Source organism: Chitinophaga sp. YIM B06452 (assembly GCF_039655965.1).
Lineage (GTDB): Bacteria > Bacteroidota > Bacteroidia > Chitinophagales > Chitinophagaceae > Chitinophaga.
The window spans coordinates 113569-132146 of sequence record NZ_JAWLKY010000005.1 but is presented as its reverse complement, the minus strand read 5'-3'; the positions used below and the strand labels follow the sequence as shown (position 1 = coordinate 132146).

Here is an 18578-nt window from a genome sequence, read left to right as displayed (position 1 = left end):
TCATAGCCCGACCGTCTTTTCAATAGTGCGGCCGTCTTTCGTTTTAACCTGTATTTTCAGCTGCGCTTCCTCGCCGGTTTTCAGCGGGTGAAACGACCATTCGAAAGGATAAGCGGATATTGTTTCTTCCTTGTGGTTCATGGAAATGGTCACGCTGCCGCTTTCCAGCGATTCCAGGTAGCCGTACACTGCATCCCAGCCAAAAGGCGAACGGATGCGGAAAGTGTAGCACCGGCCAATGCCTGCGCCCATGTCTGTTACCTGCATGCCGTCCTTCAAAGCGGGCATTTTTATTTTGGCAGGTTTGCGGGATAAGGGAAATGCCAATGCCGCAAAACCTTTACCCACCAGCTGTACATTCACTGCGCGGTTTTCTACCGGCAGTGTTACTGGCTGCGCCCCGGTGGTATGCATGAGCGCGTTGCCGCCTGCAACCGGTGCTTCTTCGCCCAGTTCCACGCTGCAACTGAGCGCGTCCTGCGCTTCGCTGGTCAGTATCACCCAGAACTTATTTCCTGAAATGCCGGTGATGTAATTTACTTCCGGCCTGCTGATGCGTACCAGCCCGCGTTTCAGCCAGAGGCTCACGGCTTCGTCGCCAAACACTTTGCCTGCGCCTGCGCCAAACACGCGGCTGTTGAACCATACAAAGCCGTCCTGCTTTACGTAGGGGAACCGCACGCTGCCGCCGGAGCGCTGCATGGCTTCGGTAACCAGGTAGTCCATCGTGAACGCCAGGTGCGGCGGAATATGGTGGTAGTAGATAGAACTCACGTCCGGGCCTTTGTAAGGGAAATCAGGATGCAGGGTAATATCCGTATAGCCGGTAGCGTAGTATCCGGGGTAGTTGGTGAACCGGCCTATGACTGCATTCCGGGCGTATGTCTCAAATATTTTCCGGTTACCTTTTTCGTATAGGCGCAGCAGGTGGGGCGCCCAGCTGCTCATGAACACGTGCCGCACTTCCCTGCCGGGCGGGAAGAAAGTAACAGGCTGTTCAAAACCAAGCCCTACGGGCGATACCAGCCATGCCGGCACTTTCTTTTCCGGCGCATCGCCCGGTTTTCGGGGGAAGCCCAGCCGGTATTTTTCCCCACCTTTCCACCACATAGTGGTATTGCCTTCAAAGGCATTGCCCTTGTGGATGGTCTGCAAGGAGTCTGCCACGCCCGGGTAACTCCTCACGCCGATCAATGTGTGAAATGCGGAGGTATAAGCTGCATCAAGGAAAGACGCATCGCCGGTGGCGTCGTAGAGATCGGGAAGGTCCCACCAGTAGGCGTAAAACGATGTATTGTAAAATGGCACTTTGCCGAGGGGAACGGTTTTGCGTCCATATACTTCTGTGTTGATAAATGCCTTAGCCTGTGCCACCGCTGAATCGAGATAACGTTGCCGGCCGGTGAGGCGGTAGGCGGCCAGTTCCTGCGTCCATGCCGGGACGTTCACGGAATAGCCGCTGGCCTTGCGGATGCGGTCGTCGGGCAGCGCGATCTTTTTCAGCCAGGGATTGGTTTCTCCCAAAAGTTTGTACAGCCCCTCGTAGTAGGCGGTAGAGAATTGTGAATTGTACGGGCTCAGCATGGCAGCCGTTTTGCTCATGCCTTTCTGTGCCCAGCGGAAGCCACTGCGCGAAAGGGTGTATTCGATCGAAGGCAGGGCGCGGCGGATGTAGAAGTCCTCATCGCGGGCGAGAATAGCCGCTGCAACAACCGCCAGCGGCGCGGCCTGTACTACGGTGGGTGCGGCCTTCGGGTCCGCTTCGATATCATAGAACCCTTTCAGGGCGGGCGCCCAGCCGGAAGCGGTGTCGTTGCGGATGAGGTCGGTGATGTTGAACATCATTTCGGTCAGGGAAAGTTGCTGGCTGCGGTAGTCCTTCACGGTGTATATGCTGTCTGAAATGTACTCCAGCGCATCGTTCCAGCCGGAAGGCAAAGCGCCGATGGCAAAAGAACTTTTGATCGTCTGACCGGCCTGTAATTTGGAAGATGGCAGTCCCGGCACGGGCGAAAACGCCACCGGCTGCACTTCATTCCTTTCATTCCGGATGCCAAAGCCCATCGGCGAAGTATGGGAGGTACCCCAGGCATTCGGGAAACTTTCTTTTGTGCCGCTGATGAACACGGTGAGTTTTTTCCCTTCCAGTTCCATCATGGCCAGCGGTTGCGGCATCAGCGCGGAAGGCAGCAGCACGGGTTGTTGCGGGATGCGCTGGTATTGGTGCATCGGCGGAAGCTGAATGCTGGCCACTTTGTTTTCCTTCACTCCCTGCAAAGCGCCTACGGCTATGCTGTAATAAGCCGCCTGCGCCGCAGTGTATTCCAGGTTCAGCTGCAAATGGCGTTGCCCCGGGCGCAGAATCCAGTGACCTTTGATCGTCTGCCCGTCTTCTGAACGATAGGTAAGCAATAAATTATCTGATGCAACTTTTTCAACAGCAGCCGGCCTGAAAGCGGTGAACTTGCCGGAAAGAAAAGGATTGCCAAGATTCTCCGGCAGCATCACCGTGTATGTTTTTCCTTTGCAGCTGAAGCGGCTGTAACCCAGCGAACCATTCCAGCCGGGAATGAAGCCGCCGAAGGTGATCTGTGGGTCGCCGGAGGACAGCAATACGATACGGTTCTCTTCCACTGAGGCATCCAGGTATTGCCAGGCCCCGTTGTGTTTGATAGCAGTGCGCATCATCAGCCCGCCGGATTGCAGTATTTCGAGTTTGATATTTTCATTCTCCAGTACGCTGATCATAGCAGCACCGGCATCCACCTTCCCGGGGGCTGTTCCGGGCATTTCAGCGGGAGTAAGATTTACAGGTACCGGGGATGTTTTATAAGGTTGAAGATCGGCGTTATCCGGCGCGATATTTTCCGTGGTAAGGAACAACGCATCCACGCGCGGGTAATTACCCCGGCTGTCCCGCAGCTGGATGACGTTTTCACCGCTATCCATCCGGGCAATGCCCGCTTTTTCCCAGCGGTAATCCGCATGCCCGTGCCTGCCGGATTCCTGCGCCATGGGCTCATCGTTCACCAACACCTGGAAGACCCTCGTGCCGGGCCTGTCTTCCGGGAAGTCAACGGTCCTGGCCCATACGGTATATTCACCCGCTTCTTTCACGCGGATCACCGTGAGCGCATCCGCCGCCTTCACCCCGCCGGATATCACGCGCAGGATCTGTTTGCCGGAAACGCCGCCGCCAACGGGCTTTTCAACGATCCAGCCTCCCCGGATGCCAAAGTCTTCCGCTTCCATGAAATAGGAACGCTGCGCCTTTGCCTTGGTAAAGCCGATAGTCAACAGTGTGCATGCAAGCAATCGTTTTTTCATGCGGTTCAACGGAAGTTTACGGTGATCACTTTAATGCCATAAGGCGCTATTTCTACCGGGATGTTATTGTCAGCCCCGGCCGGCGTTACCGGCACTTTCGTATAGTCGGCACGTATAGTGGTGCGCATCGGTGAGTCGTCGTTGTTCAGCAGGATGAAGAACAGTTTCTTTTCTTTTCCACTGATAGCGCAGTAATAATCGAGATAAGGGTTTTCGCATTGCAGCAGTCCCTGCCGCAGCAGGAGCGACGCGGGTGTGCCGTTCACAACGCCGGGTGCAAAGCCGTAGGATTGATGAGGACCTACCTTTGGTGTAATGAAGCCTCTCGGGAATTTGACCGCCCCGCCGGAGCGCAGTTCCGCTTCCGCCAGCAGGTAATCGGTGATCCAGCCGATCTGCCACCAGGCATGGTGGGGATAGGGGCCCGCGCCTTTGTTCATATTCGTCCAATAGTAAGATGCTACGCCGGTGGCAGAGTCTACAAATGCGTCGCGGCCCAGCGCGGCGGCCCTGGCCATGTTGATGAAAAGCGAATCTTTGGTAAGGGCAAACATCCGCACGAACATGCCGGCATGGCTTGCCAGGAGGATAGGCCCGGAAGGATTGGCGCTGCCGATGGTGCCGCCATGCTCAAAACCAAGGCCTACCTGGCTGATCTCCCAATCTTTCCGCTGCACGCCATTCACGGTTTTAACAGCGTTGGTAGGAATGGGATGTGTGTATACGGAAGCGGTATAAATGCGCGCAGTTTTGATTGCGGCCTCTTTGTATTTTTTTTCACCGGTGATATCGTAAAGGTCCATCAGCGCTTCCGCACTTTGACCAGTGGCAAAGTCCGGCACGAAGCGGGCATCGCCGCATACGCCCAGGAAGCGGGCTTCATTCACCGCGTTTTTGATATACCAGTCCGCACCTTTTTTAGCAGCTGCCAGGTATTTGGGTTGTTTCAGCACCCGGTACGCGATCACGAGGCCATAGAAGGTGGGCCGGAAATCCTGCACTTCGGTGAAGAGCGGTTTCGTGGAGAGGTGGTCGTAGGCCACGCGCCATTGGCCGTCTTTTCCCATCCACGCCAGCAAACGGTCTGCCGCGGCGGTAAGCAGCTGTTTCATGGCAGCGTCGTTGGGGTTGAAGAGAAGGATATTCCCCGCGTCCATCGTCATGTAATAAGTAAGGCCGATCGGTTCCACATACGGGCCCCATTCTTCCGTAAAGCGTTTGCTTTTGTATAAATAGTATTGCCCGCCGGCGGAGCCGTGAAAGAAACCGGGCGTGGTATTTTGCTGCTGCAGTTTAAAATTACGCGCATAGGGCAGCCTGGTGTTGCGCAGCACCGTATCGTTCATGATATTGGCGAGCATCCACATGGCGCCGTAATCGGAGTTTTTCATGGCGTCCTTTTCGGAGAGGTATACCCCGCCGAGATAGGCCTGCGCGCCTATTTTCATGCCGTTCATGTCTTCGTTGCGCCACATGGACGTGGAATCGTCCGTTACGTAACGGTGCATGTCCAGTATGCGGTTGGTGAGCGAGCGTTTGGTCTCTTTCAGCGCCAGGAAATCCGGGAAGCGGTAAATATCATTGGCAGCATGTTTATACACGGTATACCAGTCTGCCGCCTGTAAGCTGTACCGGAAGGAGAATTCAACGGTTTCTCCTTTTTTCATGAAGGAGCGGTCTTCGCCGAGAACGGGATGGTAAATGGTGGGTGAAAGCTCGGCTTTCCTGTTCATCACTGAAAGCCCGAGCTTCCAGGTGGAATGCGTTTTTTTGTCGTTCTCCCAGGGGTCGCGGCCGGTGCCGGGGTCGGGGATCACCGCCAGGGTGATGCGGTCGCGGCTGTTGATGAAAGGCGATAAAGTGGCGGCGGTCCTTTCCCTGACCACGAGAGGTTTTGCGGGGATGCCCTGCAAATACATGGCTGCTTTTATAAAATCCTTTTCGAGGTAACGGCCCTGGTAATAACCGGGGATACCGGCCCATTCCAGCTCGTTTTCTCGGAAGGTGGCGAGGGTGGGAGAGGCCAGTGAAAAATAACCTTCCGCTTTTGCCCGCAACGTCATTCTTACCTGTATATCCGTTGCGAAAGCAGGATCGTTGCGCCATACGGCGGTAATTTCAGCAACGGCGTTTTCGGCTTTAAACACCAGCGAGTCGCCGCCGGCGGTTGCGGATGCAGGACGGAAATGGTAAGCCTCGCCGGCGGTATTGAGCTGCACGCCTTGTGTGAGCTCTTTCCATGCAGCCTGGATGTACCGGTATTTTTCTTCCGGGAAATCATGTATCTCTTTCCCCTTGCCATCGTACACGGGCACCGGTGTTTTATCCGGTTTGGCGGCTGAATACAATACAGTGTATTCCCCGGCGGAGCGCAGCTTGTGCCAGGCGCCGTCTTTTTTTACCGCCAGGGTTTTGAGTGAATAACCTTGCGGCGTCTGTTCCCATTGCAGGCGGAGATTCCCGTTCTGCAAAGCGGCAGGCTGCTGTGCCACGGCCGTAAGGCCGGGCAGGCAGCTTATCAATATCATCGTGTATCTGCGTATCATCTTTAATTTTTGACAGGCTGCACCGCGCGGTGCGCATTTTTGAAAGAAGCTCTCAGCGGGATAAGGGCCAGCAGCAGCACGACCGTTGCAATACCCGCTACCAGCGCAGCGCTGCCGGCTGCGAAGAAACAAAGGATATACAGCAGCAGGGCAATGAAGGCCAGCGAAAAAGCGATCACTTTCAGCCCGAAGATATTCTGCTGCTGGATGGCCGCCGCTTCTTCCGGATCGGGCGCCTGCGCGGAGATCTTCCGTTCTGCTTTTATTTTCTGGAACCTGTTGTATTCTTCACTTGTCTTCCCAACCGCGCGTGCATATATCTCGTAAGCCAGCAGCATCAGGAAAGGCAGCCCCACGCCCAGGAGCATCTCATCGGCCCTGTTCAGCCGGATGCCGGACGTGAAAGGCAGGATCATTTTGAAGAGCAGGTTGGCGCCCAGGCTCACCACGGTGATGAACAAGGTGGCTTTCCCGTTCAACCTTTTGGAAAACAATGCCCAGATAGGCGGCGCCAGCAAAGGCCCGCCAGTAATGGCGCCAATACTCAGCGTGAATTCCACGATGCCGCCGATATACGGCACGATCAATGCAATACCGATCATGCCCAGGCCGAAGAGCCACGACGAAAGCCGCGCCACAAGCATGAGCTTTTTATCGTCAGCGCCGGGATTGATGCGGCCTTTGTAAATGTCATTGGTGAATACGGCAGACACCACGTTCAGCGCCGTGTTCGCGGAAGCTGAGGTGGAGAAGTACATGCCGGTGAGAATGAGCCCCATCAGCCCCGCGGGCAATACATGCCGGCATACCATCAGGTAAGCGTTCTCTGTATCCAGACCGGTGAGGGCGGGATTGATCAGCTTGTACAGCATCGGGGGGAGCATCCACAGCACAGGACTGATAATGTAAAGGCCGGCGAACAGGTAAGCCACTTTGGAAGCGGACCTGGGCGTGTCTACGCTGGTATACCGCTGCACGAAGGTCCAGTTGCCGCCGATGTAAAAGATGTGATAAAGCGCGAAAGCAAAAATGAAGCCCCAGGTATATTCCCCGTTCACCACGCTGAAAAAACCTTCCGGTGAAAAATGCAGGAAGCGGTCTACGCCTCCCGCGGCATCAAAGGCGAGGGGAATAATGAGCAGCACGGCCGCGGTGAGTATCACGAACTGCAGGATGTCTGTCACCATCACGGCCCACAGCCCGCCTACGGCGGTGTATGCGATCATGAACAGGCCCAGTACCACGGTGCTCGGCATCAGCGGGAAACCCAGCGAGGAGCTTACCAGCCGCGCCACGGAATACAGCACAGAGCCTTTGATGAGCAACGATACGATCATGAAAATGTAGATGTACGACCGCTGTACGCCGCTGCCCAACCGCTCGCGGATGAACTCGGCGGCGGTGAGGTTGCCGGTCGCCTTCCATTTAGGGGCGAGGTACAGGCCCGTTACCAGTCCGCCGATGCACATGGTCCACTGGATGGTAACGGCCACCCAGCCGTATTTGTAGGCAATGGAACCCCAGGCTACGAAAGTGCCCGCGGAAAAGAAACTCATAAAAAGCGAAAGCCCGCCGATAAACCAGGGCACTGCTTCCCCGGCTGCAAAGAAGGATTTGAGGTTCCTTCCCGTCCTGGAAAAGGAAAACCCTACCAGCATGATAAAAACGGAGAAAATCACTATTACGGAGGTGTCTATCGCAGTATTCATATCTCTTGCTATGGTGTAATGGTTAAGTTGATCTCGCGTGTAAGATACCGCTCGCCGTTGTAACGAACGGCCGATCCTTCAAATACGACCTTATAGTTGCCCGGTTTTTCGTACGTGTGGGGATGTTCCCGTACCGCGGTGCTGACGTTTTTCAGCACTACGCCAACGTCGCGCTTGATGTACCAGGGGTTAAGACCTTTGGTGATCACCCAGTCCTCGTTGTCGTCGTCGTTGGCGCTGGACGGGTGTTGCATCAGCAATTGCGAGCTGGTGACGCTCCATACAAACGCAGGGTTTTTGAAGTCTACCTTCATCCATCCTCCGGAGGCCATCGTGGCCAGCGGGGTGACAACGCCGTCGGCGGATACATTAGTGGCATTGAAGGTACGCACTATCCATTGGTTCTGGCCTTGCGGCTTTTTATAATCGGTATAACGGAAGGCTACATAGATAAGCGCAGAATCTGCTTCGGGACGTGTAAATTCTTTCAGGCTGAGCGTACCGGAAGGCGTTTGGTCTGTGCCGGTAGAAAATACCGCGCGGTCAGTGATGTCCGTCCAGGTGGCGGCATTTACGGAAGCTGTTTCCGCTTTGCCATCGAAGTCGTTGGACACCATCAGCTGCAGGTTGTCGCGGATCACGCCGTACCGTACCCATGTTTTGAAGTCTATCTGCAGTTCGTTCGCGGCAGACGACCGGTTACGGAATTCATAATTATGGCCGGGTTCGCCGGAATAGAACACGAGGTTGTCCGGGTTGCCGGTGATAATGAACTTTACAGGCTCGCCAACTTTAAAGGTCAGGGAAGTGGTCTGCACCTGGAAGTCAGGCACAGGTACTTTTTCTTTGGCACAGGCCAGCAGCAGAACGGCCGCGGCCATGGTATATATTACTTTGCGCATAAATTACCAGTTCGGGTTTTGTGTAACAAGATGGTTGACGGCCAGCTCAGTGGAAGGTATAGGGAATAGGACATTCCTGGGCGTGGTGTTCTTCGCGGCGCTGGCGGAGTATTTATAATTTGCCGGCGCTTCCGCGGCGGCTTCTACGGCCAGTGACTGCATGTTGGAAATAAACAGCCCCCAGCGAATGAGGTCGTGCTTGCGCGCGCCTTCAAAGGCCAGTTCCCTGCCGCGTTCATCCTGCACCATTTCGCGGAACGACACCTGGTCCAGCCCCGCGGGCACGTCTGCTGTGGCGTCAGGCATGTTCACAGGTTTGCCGTATCCTCTTCTTCTCACCATGTTGATGGCTTCATACGCGGCGGCGTTGGGACCGTTCACTTCATTTTCCGCTTCGGCTTTCATCAGCAATACATCTGCATAACGCATCACTGGGAAATTGGTGGGACTATAGGCCCTGCTTTTAGGCGTGAGCTTCTCATATTCCCTGCGCCATTTACCGCAGGTGCGTTCGTACATCTGCGTGGCGGTATAAAAACTTTTAGTGGTTACGCCGTTGGTGGTGACGTATTTGTATGGCGCAATGGCCCAGTCTCTCCGCAGGTCGCCGTCGCCGTAGAGCTTAAAGAGGCGCCCGGTGGGCTTCAGCGGGCCGTTGCTGTAGCCGATCACATCATCCGGGCATTCGATGCCGTTTTCGAGGCCCACGCGGCCCGCCAGCTGCACGCTGCCCAATTGGTTGCCGGCCATGCCTACTTCCCACAGGCATTCCTGCGTGTCGTATTTTTCTTCTGTATGATTGATGAAGATCTGCGAATAACTGGGGTTCAGCGAATGGCGGCCGGAAGCGATCACTTTATTTGCATAAGTGAGCGCATCTTCGTAGCGCGCAACAGCCTTCAGCGGCTCCCCGGCCATGGTGAGGTATACCTTTGCCAGTACGGCCTGCACCACTGTCTGGGTGATCCTTTCATTGAAAGTGTATTTGCTGATGTCGCTCACCAGCGTTTCCGCCTGCTGCATGTCTTTCAGGATCTGCGCATACACCTCTGCTACGGATGAACGGGGGAGATAGGGCTCGGTAGGCGATTTGGTGGAACTGAGCTTCAGGGGCACGCCGCCGAAATTGTCCACCAGCAGGAAATAATAATAAGCGCGCAGGAAGAGCGTTTCGCCGTGGATCTCTTTGCGCCTGGTTTCGTTCATCTTTGGTTTATCGATGTTTTCCAGCAGCTGGTTCGCCCTGTCTATGCCGGAATAAAGCACTTCCCAGAACTTGTTGATATCAAGATGCCCCGCGTCGAAATCCATCACCCGCTGGTCGTTGATGCTGATACCCTTGTAATAGAATTCATCGCTGATCACCAGGAAGCTGTACAGCCCGCGTGAATACATGCGGCCATACTGGTCTATCAGCCGGTTATACACCCCGGCCACCGCGCGTTCCATATCCGCTTCGGTATTGTAGAAATTCTCAGGCGTTACAAAATCTTCCGGCTTTGTATCCAGGTAATTGCAGGCGCTGAAAATGCCGGAAGTAAGCAAAAGGAATATGAGGATGCGTTGTAACATTGTGCACGTATTTAAAATTAAAAGGTAAGATCCAGCCCGAAGGTGATCGTTCTGGCTTTCGGATAGGCAGACCAGTCGAAGCCGGGCGTGAGCGCTGAAGGCCGCACGGACACTTCAGGGTCCAGACCCTGGTAATTGGTCCAGGTAACCAGGTTCTGCGCCGATGCATATGCGCGGAGCGACTGGATATGCGCCCGTTTTAATATCCTTGCGGGCACGTTGTAGCCGAGCGAAACGGTTTTCAGGCGAAGGAAAGAACCATCTTCAATAATGCGGGAAGAGTACACCAGCGGCCCCTGGCCGCCTACGCGGTACAGTTCGTTGCTCGGGTTGTCCGGCGTCCAGCGCTTTTCGTAGGTTTTGAACTGGTTGAGATAACTTCTTTGCTCGCCGTTCTCGAACACGATGCGGTTCGCATTCAGCAGGTCGTTGCCATAGCTCCACTGGAAAAATACGTTCAGGTCGAAATTGGCGTATTCGAAATTATTGGAGAAGCCGCCGATGTGAATAGGATTGGGATTGCCGATAATGGTCAGGTCGCTGTTGTCTACCTTCCCGTCTTGGTTGATATCGCTGTATTTCACGTCTCCCGGTTTGATGTTCTCCCGCGGCGCGCCGTTGTTCGGTATATGGTCCTTCAGTATATAGCTGCCGTTGGGCTGTTTATTGAAATCGCTGTACTGGTAGATACCGTCGAACAGGTGACCGTAGAACATGGCAATGGGATTGCCGGGCATGGCGATGTGCGGGTACGCGTTATTGAAATTGCCCCAGGTGATGCGGGAGAGATAACTGGGCTCTCCTTCATTGAGCTGCACCACTTCGTTGCGGTTAAAGGAAATATTAAAATCGCTGCTCCAGGTGAATTTCTTCGTTTGAATGTTCACGGTTTTTAAGGTGAACTCAAAACCTTCGTTAGACACGCGGCCTACATTGCGGTAGCCGCTGAGGTAACCGGTGGAAGGGGCCAGGGTGGCCTGCAGCAGCAGGTCTTTTGTATTCTTTTTATAATAATCCGCGGTCACCATGATCCGGTTCTTGAAGAAACCGAGGTCGATCCCGATGTCAGTCTGTGCCGTGGTTTCCCATTTCAGCTTCTTGTCGCCCAGGTTGTTGGGAATGACGCCCAGCGCAACGTTGTTGCCATATACATAGCCGGAATGCGGGTATTGTTGAAGGGAAGAAAGATAAGCAAAGTCGCTCACACGGTTATTTCCTGTAAGCCCGTATCCTGCGCGCACTTTAGCATCAGACAGCCAGGTGATGCCTTTCATGAACGGTTCTTCCACCAGCCGCCATGCCACCGCGCCGGAGGGGAAATAAGCCCACCTGTTGCCGTCCGCGAATTTGGATGATCCGTCTGAACGGAAAGAGAAAGTGAACAGGTACCTGGAATCAAAACCATAGTTCACACGCCCGAGGAACGACATCAGCTTGTTGCCGGACCTCACAGTGGGAGCGGTGTTGATGATGCCCTCATCCAGCCCGCTCATGCCCAGCGATTCGTTGGGCACCTGGCTGGAGGTGAAACCATAGCTGTAGTAGGATACTTCCTGCAAAGTGACGCCTCCCACTACGTTCAGGTTGTGTTTTTTATTGAATACGCGGGCATAGGTGAGCGTGTTCTCATTCAGCAGGTTGGTGGTTTCCACATTGTCCACCGACCCGTTGATGCCTTGCACACTGCTTTTAGGGTTGCCGAGGCGTGTGTTGGAATTGTTGAATATCTCCTGCCGCACGGCGCTTTTGGTAAGACCGCCGGTAACGCGCAGCGTAAGATGTTTGATGGGCTTGTATTCCACGTAGGCGTTCGCCATCAGGGTGTTGCCAAAACGCGGGTTGTATTCGTTTTTGTTGGAGATCACCGGGTTGATGCGGTATTCGTTCATCGGGTCCACTGCGGGGTCGAAGGGCTCGTTAACGATCACTTCGTCCAGCGCAGCGTCTCCCGTAACGGGGCGGTAGCCCCAGATGCTGTACATCAGGCTGGATGTACTGCCCGATGTGGTGGTGTTGGCAAAAGTGCCGTAGGTCTTGGTATAGGTATAGTTAAGATTGATGCCGGCTTTCAGTTTGTCGGTCACGGTCTGATCCAGCACCAGCCTGCCCTGGTAGCGGTCGAACCCGCTGTTGATAATGATCCCGTCCTGCGAGAGCATGGAGCCGGAGAATGAATATTTCGTTTTGTCCGTACCGCCGCGCAGCGCGAGGTTATGGCTTTGCATAAAGGCTTTACGGAGCACGAGGTCCTGCCAGTTGATGCCTTTCACATTCCTGTAATCCTCCAGCGTTTTGCCGTCTTTCAGGTACACGGGGGTGTACAGTGCGGAGTTGGCCTCCAGCTGGTATTTTACGAACTCGTAAGGGTCCATCATTTCCTGCTGCTTGGGGATCTTTTGTGTGCCCATCCATGTTTGGTACGACACAACCGGCGTGCCCAGCTTTCCTTTTTTGGTCGTGATGATGATTACGCCGTTTGCCCCGCGGGCGCCGTAAATGGCCGTGGCGGAAGCGTCTTTCAATACTTCGAAAGATTCGATCTCCGCCGGATTGATCACGTTGTTGTCCGGCTGTTCCACCGGGAAACCGTCTATCACATACAGCGGGGAATTGTTTTGCGTAACGGAATTGTTGCCGCGGATAACGATCTGCATGGCCGCGCCGGGCTGACCGTCTACGGCGCTTACCTGCACGCCGGCCACCCTGCCCGCCAGCGCCTGGTCGAAGCTAGGCACGGGCGCTTTTTGCATATCTTCCACTTTCACGGCTGCCACCGACCCGGTAACATCTTTTCGTTTCACCGAGCCGTAACCGATCACCACGACGTCGTTCAGCCCTTTTACGGAGGGCTCAAGGCTGGTGTTGTACACGGTGGCTGTGGCGCCAAGTTTCACTTCCTTGCTATGGAAGCCTACAAAGGAAAATACCAGCACAGCGTCTGCCGCTGCGCCGATGCGGATGGAATACACGCCCATTTCGTTCGTCATGGCCTGGGCTTTGCCGCCTTTCAGCACCACCGTAACGCCGGGCAAGGGCTCGCCCGTCATGTCTGTAATTTTGCCTGTAACCGTCCTGTTGGCCGAAGCGGGCGTTTGTGCGAAGCCTGCTCCCATGGCGGTTATCCAGAGCACTAATGTGATCAGTATCTTAACGTTCATACAACCGGTTGATTTTTAGGTGTAGATAAGTGTATAGAGAAGCGGTAGGGGAATGGATGCAACGTGGTAAAAACAGGCGCCGGTCTGCCCGTGGAAAGCAACAGTTTTTTCATACGTGTGGATTTGTTGACAACCAAAGATGGTGACTAACAACAATTTCCCGCATAAAAAAATGACGCATGGTAAATTGGGAACATTCCCAATTTGCGGGAATGTTCCCAACCATGAAAATATTTCGTTCCTTAGCGGTGTGAAACCAGACATAGCAATTTTCTGACACAAGAGAATGCCCGGGCTTTTAAAAAACAATGCTAACGGATGAAAAGGCACCAGGTAACCATCATCGATATCGCGAAGGAGCTGAACCTCTCCAAATCCACCGTATCCCGGGCGCTCACCGGCCACAAAAGCGTGAAGCCGGATACCCGGCAGGCTGTGCTTGAGCTGGCGGAAAAGCTGGATTACCAGCGGAATATGCTGGCTATCAGTCTTATTACCAAAAAAACGAATACGATTGGCATCATCGTCCCGGAATTCCACAGCTCCTACTTCCCCAAAGCCATCATCGGCGCGCAGGAAGTGGCGAGCAAAGCGGGTTATTCCACGGTCATCTGCCAGTCTGATGAAACGTATGAAACCGAAGTGGCCAACACGCGCGTGATGCTGGCCAACCAGGTAGACGGCATCCTGGTGTCTATCACCAAAGAAACGCGGAATTTCGACCACCTGAAGATATTCCAGCGCAAAGGCATTCCCATCGTGTTCTTCAACCGCGTGTGCGACGAAATGGATGTGCCGAAAGTGATCGTGGATGATTACGATGGTTCTTTCCGGGCCGTCAGCCACCTGATCGAAAGGGGAAGGAAAAGGATCGCGCACCTGGCGGGCCCTTCGTCGCTCAAGATCAGCGAAAAAAGGCTCAACGGCTATAAAGCCGCGCTCCGCAAGCATAATATTCCTTTTGACGAGGAACTGGTGATCTCTTATGACCTGAATATCGAAAAGGTGAAGATCTACGTGAACCACCTGCTGAACCTGGAAAGCCCGCCGGACGCCATTTTCGCGGTAAACGACCCGACCGCCATCGAGACCATACAAGTCATAAAAAAGCGCGGCCTGAAAGTGCCGGATGATATTGCCATAGTGGGTTTCAGCAACGATTTTGTGAGCGGCCTCATAGATCCCGCGCTCACCACGGTAGCGCAGCCGGTAAAAGAGATCGGCCAGGCCGCAGCGCAGTTGCTGATCGACCAGATCAACCGGGAACTGGCGGATTGGAAAGCGATCATCAAAGTGCTGAAAACGGAGCTGATCATCAGGAAATCGAGCTGAGTTTCCCGGTTGGTTCGGTTTGCCTGAAAATCCGCTACTGTTAAGGGTTTTGGAGGAACTAATGCTCATTTACCCCGGATCAAGTCCACCTCGTGCCCACGTCAAATCCACCCTTCCTCCGGCTGCTCTTCGGGTTCCGCTTATTAGCCCTTAAATCGTACTTCGGGTTAATCTAGTATCAGGACCGATGCTGGCCCGCTGTGGCGGCGGGTGAAGGTATATAAGGAAATAGTCATATCAAGCATTTGTAGCCAGGAAATCTGTTATTGCAAGAAGCCGTTATCGCACAAAAAAATTCGTCATTGCGAGGAGCTGCAGGGCTACCGCGGGAGGGGCGACGAAGCAATCTCCTGCGTTGGATTGATATGCTCCATGTTGGAGATTGCTTCGTCGCGCTTCCTGCCGCACGGAATTTTCTGCAGCTCCTCGCAATGACGGACTTTTCCGGCAATGATTTTTTTTCGAATGACGGACTTTCCCGTACCGGTTTAAACATGTGGCCGTCTCAAAGATAAACGAGACGGCCACATGTTTTTCTATCACTACATTTTCACTATTTTTCTCACCTCTTTACCCTTCGGCCCGCTCAGCTGCAGCATATACACGCCCGGCTGCACCTGGTCCAGTTTGATCTCGGACTGTGCTGCCCCTTCCAGCTTTTGTACTTTGATCACGCGGCCTGAAACGTCGCGCAGTTCTGCTTTGTCGTATCGCCGGTCTGTTTCTATGCGGATGAAAGAAGCCGCGGGATTGGGGAATATCCTGGTGCCTGAGATTTTTATTTCGGAACCGGCGGGCTGCATCATGGACAGCAGCATTGATCCTTCCGCGTAAACCAGCGTTGGCCGGAGGCCGGTGTCTGCGGTTTCTTTGGAACTGAAGGACGCATCTGTCGTACTGCCGGTGCCGTTAGACACTACTTTCAGCGATAGTATGCCGTCTGCCGACTGCTGTGCCAGCGCAATGCCGGTCACATCCCATTCCACGTAATTACCGGCCGCAAGGCCCGGCACCGTGTCGATATTGGAGGTGACGATGGGCATGTTGTTGTAGGTGATGCCGGATTCTGTCCAGCTGTCGTTGCTGATGTACTGCGCGATCCAGGGCACGCCGGCGGCGCCGCTGTTGGCGTAGTTCACATGCAGGCGCAGCTTCACGTTATCAGCGCCCGCGGGCAGGCCCGATACGTCGAATTTGAAAAAGGCTTCCCGTGTGTAGCCTGCCACATCTTTTTTGATCACGAGGGAACCGGCCGTACCATAGTTGGTGGTGGCGTAGCTGCTGCCGTCGCGCACGTAAGCGTCTGCAATGGCAGGTAACAGGGGCGGTCTTTCCGTATACACCAGCGAGGGACGGAAGGCGGCGTCCGCGGTTTCTTTTGAGCTGAAGGACGCGTCTGTTGTGCCGCCGGAGCCGTTAGATACTACTTTCAAAGTAAGCGTGCCGTCGGCTGACCGCTGCGCCAGTGCAATAGCGGTTACGTCCCATTCCGCGTAATTACCTGCCGTCATCCCCGGCACGGTATCGATATTGGAAGTAACGGCGGGCATATTGCTATAGGTGATGCCGGATTCTGTCCAGCTGTCGTTGCTGATGTACTGCGCGATCCAGGGCACGCCTGCGGCGCTGGTATTGGCATAGTTCACGTACAGGCGCAGCTTCACATTGTCTGCATTGGCAGGCAGGGCCGACACATCGAATTTGAAGAAGGTTTCCCGCGTATAGCTTACCCCGTCTTTTTTGATAAAGAGCGAGGTGGCGGTGCCGTAATTAACGCCGGCATAGCTGCTGCCGTCTCGCACGTAAGTATCTGCCACTGCGGCAATGGCGCTGAGCGGTTCATATACCGGCGTGGAAAGGTTTACAGTATACCTTGCCGTGGAACCGGCCAGCACGCCGGAGGGCAGGTTGGCCGTGAGATGCCGCGTTTGAGGGATGTTCGGCAGGGTGAGGTAGATATTCACCGGTGAGGATGACTGTGCAGGGTCTGCAACGGACACGGCTACGCTGGTGCTGCCCACGTTTTTCAGCATCAGGGCACAAGCCCTGTCTACGGTAATGGTTACTGAATCGCTGGTGAAGGTGCCAGCCGTGTAGAAAACGATCTGCCGGATGTTCAGCCCCATATGCCGCACGGCCTGCACGTTGGCGGAGTTGGACTGGATGCGCACCTGCGTAGTGTCATACGTGGCCATATTTTGCCCGGGTACCACGTAATAGGCGTAGCTGCCGCCTGTGGGCGCGGTGCCATGGTCGAACCAGAGCTTGAATACGTTCAACGTCTGCGTGGTGGTAGTGCCGCCGGTGTTGATGCTCTGCCAGGTGCCGGACTGCGCCTGGTTGCTCAGCTGCAGGTTGCCGCCGTTGGGGAAATAATATCCAATGCCATTGTGCGACACCCATTTCAACGTGTTGTTAAAACTATGCGCGCCGCCGGATAACGTGCTTTGCGCGCCGTTGGCAAACACTGTTACATCGCCGCTGAGCAGGCACTGGTTGACAGTGGTGTTGATGGCCTGCGCCGCGGTGGACTTCACATCCGCACCGAGACACACCACTTCATCGTCAAAAAAGAACCAGGACTTGCGTGCCTGTGTGTTGTAATCATTAAAAGCCAGCGCGGTTACGCCATACAGCGAGTCAGACACGCCGCCGGAGAAGGAAGCCGTGCCGTAATTGCCGCCCCAGGCCGCCCGCAGCGGGAAGCTGGTGATAAACGGCACGGTGGTGCCGGGTATCCGCGCCCAGTCCCACACAGGGAAGATATTGTGGTATTCCCCGCCGCCTGCGGCAATGTTGGTGGCGCCTTCGGAGAGGTAATAACCTTTCAGGTTCTCGCCGTTGCCGTTCTCAGATTTGGATGTGCGGGGCGATACGTTCCGCAGCCCGAAAAAGTACCCGGGCCGGTGATGGATGGTGTAATCGGAATGCCAGTAATGCGTATGCACGGGCGTGATCATATACGAAGGCGGCTGGCTGCCGTTGGCGCGGGCGATGGCCCCGTCGTAGAAGGCTGTATAGGCCGTATCCAGGGCTTTCAGCTTGGCGAGCATGGCCGTGCCGCCCTGGGAAAGGTTATTGTTGCGGCTGATGCTGCGCCCGTTCACGCTGAAATCGATATACCGGCCGCGCATGACCTTCAGGTAGGCGTTGCGCATGAAATTGCTGAACAGCGCCAGCTTGGTGCCGGATAAGGCCCAGGAAGTGCCGCGCAGGTAGGTGGCCACTTTCACTTCGCCGTCTACCAACACGGTGCCGTAGCCGTAAAGGTACAGTTGCGGGCCATGCTGCTGGTAGCTCAGGTCATGCTGTATGCCTTCGGCGGTGGTGAGCACGATGGGCTGGAAAGCTTCGGTGACGGCGGTGTTCATCAGCGTGGCATCTGCCGTGAGGCAGGCCCGGTACATGAAGTGGATGGCTATGTCCAGTTTATTGGCGCCGGCCTGGGCTGCGGGGTTGCCGCGGTTCATCTGCGCGAGCAGGTTGCTGTTCAGCGTGGATGGCAGGGAAAAGGGAGCGGTGTAGAGCATGATCAGGATCTCGCCAAGCCGCTGGGGATTGGATATCTGGTTGTGGTACCAGTTCCAGCTCTGCGGGTCGGATGTGTCCCAGTACTGCAGGCTCCGCGTGATGGCGTCAAAAAGTGTGGCGCTGTGGTAGTGGGTGCTGCTGGTATGGATGTACGCCAGCACGAAGGTCTTCACCCGGTTGATATGAGTGTCGGCCGTGTAAGTGGTGGAACTGTAGGCGTAATTGATGTCCGGCCACGACCCGTCGGTTTGCAGGGTGGCCAGGGTGCTGTTCACATTGTTGTCCAGCGTGGTGACGCTGCCCGCGGCAGACAGCAGTTCGGCCCTCACCCTGTCCATGACCAGGGTATAGTCCGTTTGGGCGCTGGCGGTAAAATAAAGGGTACAGCAAAAGGAAAGGAGTAGCAGTGAGCGTTTCATAGACATTGATTTTGGTGGAATTTTACGTGGAAAATATTGTTGTCTCCCGCACAAAACAAATCTAACGAACGCATTGGCCCGC

8 protein-coding genes are annotated in these 18578 nt (G+C 54.9%); 1 reads left to right on the top strand and 7 read right to left on the bottom strand.

The window, feature by feature from the left end:
* From R3I13_RS22210 to R3I13_RS22185, 6 genes are read right to left on the bottom strand one after another with little or no spacing between them, the layout of a single operon-like run.
* A complete protein-coding gene (locus R3I13_RS22210; protein WP_346320175.1) occupies positions 1 to 3327 on the bottom strand; it encodes a hypothetical protein in 3327 nt (1108 codons plus the stop codon).
* Between the two features lie 5 nt (positions 3328 to 3332).
* Complete coding sequence (locus R3I13_RS22205) at positions 3333 to 5873, bottom strand: glycerophosphoryl diester phosphodiesterase (RefSeq protein ID WP_346320174.1); 2541 nt, start codon at positions 5871 to 5873, stop codon at positions 3333 to 3335.
* Positions 5874 to 5875: 2 nt separating this feature from the next.
* Positions 5876 to 7582 carry a sodium:solute symporter family protein gene (locus tag R3I13_RS22200; protein ID WP_346320173.1) on the bottom strand — a complete coding sequence of 569 codons (1707 nt, stop codon included), beginning with the start codon at positions 7580 to 7582 and terminating at the stop codon, positions 5876 to 5878.
* A gap of 8 nt (positions 7583 to 7590) precedes the next feature.
* Positions 7591 to 8484 carry a DUF5017 domain-containing protein gene (locus R3I13_RS22195; protein ID WP_346320172.1) on the bottom strand — a complete coding sequence of 298 codons (894 nt, stop codon included), beginning with the start codon at positions 8482 to 8484 and terminating at the stop codon, positions 7591 to 7593.
* Positions 8485 to 8487: 3 nt separating this feature from the next.
* Positions 8488 to 10056 (bottom strand): RagB/SusD family nutrient uptake outer membrane protein, encoded by a 1569-nt coding sequence (locus R3I13_RS22190; RefSeq protein WP_346320171.1) that lies wholly within the window; start codon positions 10054 to 10056, stop codon positions 8488 to 8490.
* A gap of 17 nt (positions 10057 to 10073) precedes the next feature.
* Positions 10074 to 13214: a TonB-dependent receptor gene (locus R3I13_RS22185; RefSeq protein WP_346320170.1), complete on the bottom strand. Its 3141-nt coding sequence runs from the start codon at positions 13212 to 13214 to the stop codon at positions 10074 to 10076.
* Between the two features lie 318 nt (positions 13215 to 13532).
* Between R3I13_RS22185 and R3I13_RS22180 the strand changes: the two genes are divergently transcribed.
* The gene (locus R3I13_RS22180) at positions 13533 to 14546 is read left to right on the top strand and encodes a LacI family DNA-binding transcriptional regulator (RefSeq protein WP_346320169.1); all 1014 of its coding nucleotides are present in this window, start codon (positions 13533 to 13535) and stop codon (positions 14544 to 14546) included.
* A 542-nt stretch (positions 14547 to 15088) separates the two neighbouring features.
* On the opposite strand, the gene R3I13_RS22175 is transcribed toward R3I13_RS22180, so the two are convergent.
* Positions 15089 to 18496 carry a polysaccharide lyase family 8 super-sandwich domain-containing protein gene (locus R3I13_RS22175; RefSeq protein WP_346320168.1) on the bottom strand — a complete coding sequence of 1136 codons (3408 nt, stop codon included), beginning with the start codon at positions 18494 to 18496 and terminating at the stop codon, positions 15089 to 15091.
* Positions 18497 to 18578: the final 82 nt, after the last annotated feature.

What these genes read in the sequence shown, in the direction of transcription:
- R3I13_RS22200 (WP_346320173.1), bottom strand. Translation starts at nt 7,582, where the DNA reads ATGAATACTGCGATAGACACCTCCGTAATAGTGATTTTCTCCGTTTTT.
- R3I13_RS22180 (WP_346320169.1), top strand. Translation starts at nt 13,533, where the DNA reads ATGAAAAGGCACCAGGTAACCATCATCGATATCGCGAAGGAGCTGAAC.
- R3I13_RS22205 (WP_346320174.1), bottom strand. Translation starts at nt 5,873, where the DNA reads ATGATACGCAGATACACGATGATATTGATAAGCTGCCTGCCCGGCCTT.
- R3I13_RS22190 (WP_346320171.1), bottom strand. Translation starts at nt 10,056, where the DNA reads ATGTTACAACGCATCCTCATATTCCTTTTGCTTACTTCCGGCATTTTC.
- R3I13_RS22210 (WP_346320175.1), bottom strand. Translation starts at nt 3,327, where the DNA reads ATGAAAAAACGATTGCTTGCATGCACACTGTTGACTATCGGCTTTACC.
- R3I13_RS22185 (WP_346320170.1), bottom strand. Translation starts at nt 13,214, where the DNA reads ATGAACGTTAAGATACTGATCACATTAGTGCTCTGGATAACCGCCATG.
- R3I13_RS22195 (WP_346320172.1), bottom strand. Translation starts at nt 8,484, where the DNA reads ATGCGCAAAGTAATATATACCATGGCCGCGGCCGTTCTGCTGCTGGCC.
- R3I13_RS22175 (WP_346320168.1), bottom strand. Translation starts at nt 18,496, where the DNA reads ATGAAACGCTCACTGCTACTCCTTTCCTTTTGCTGTACCCTTTATTTT.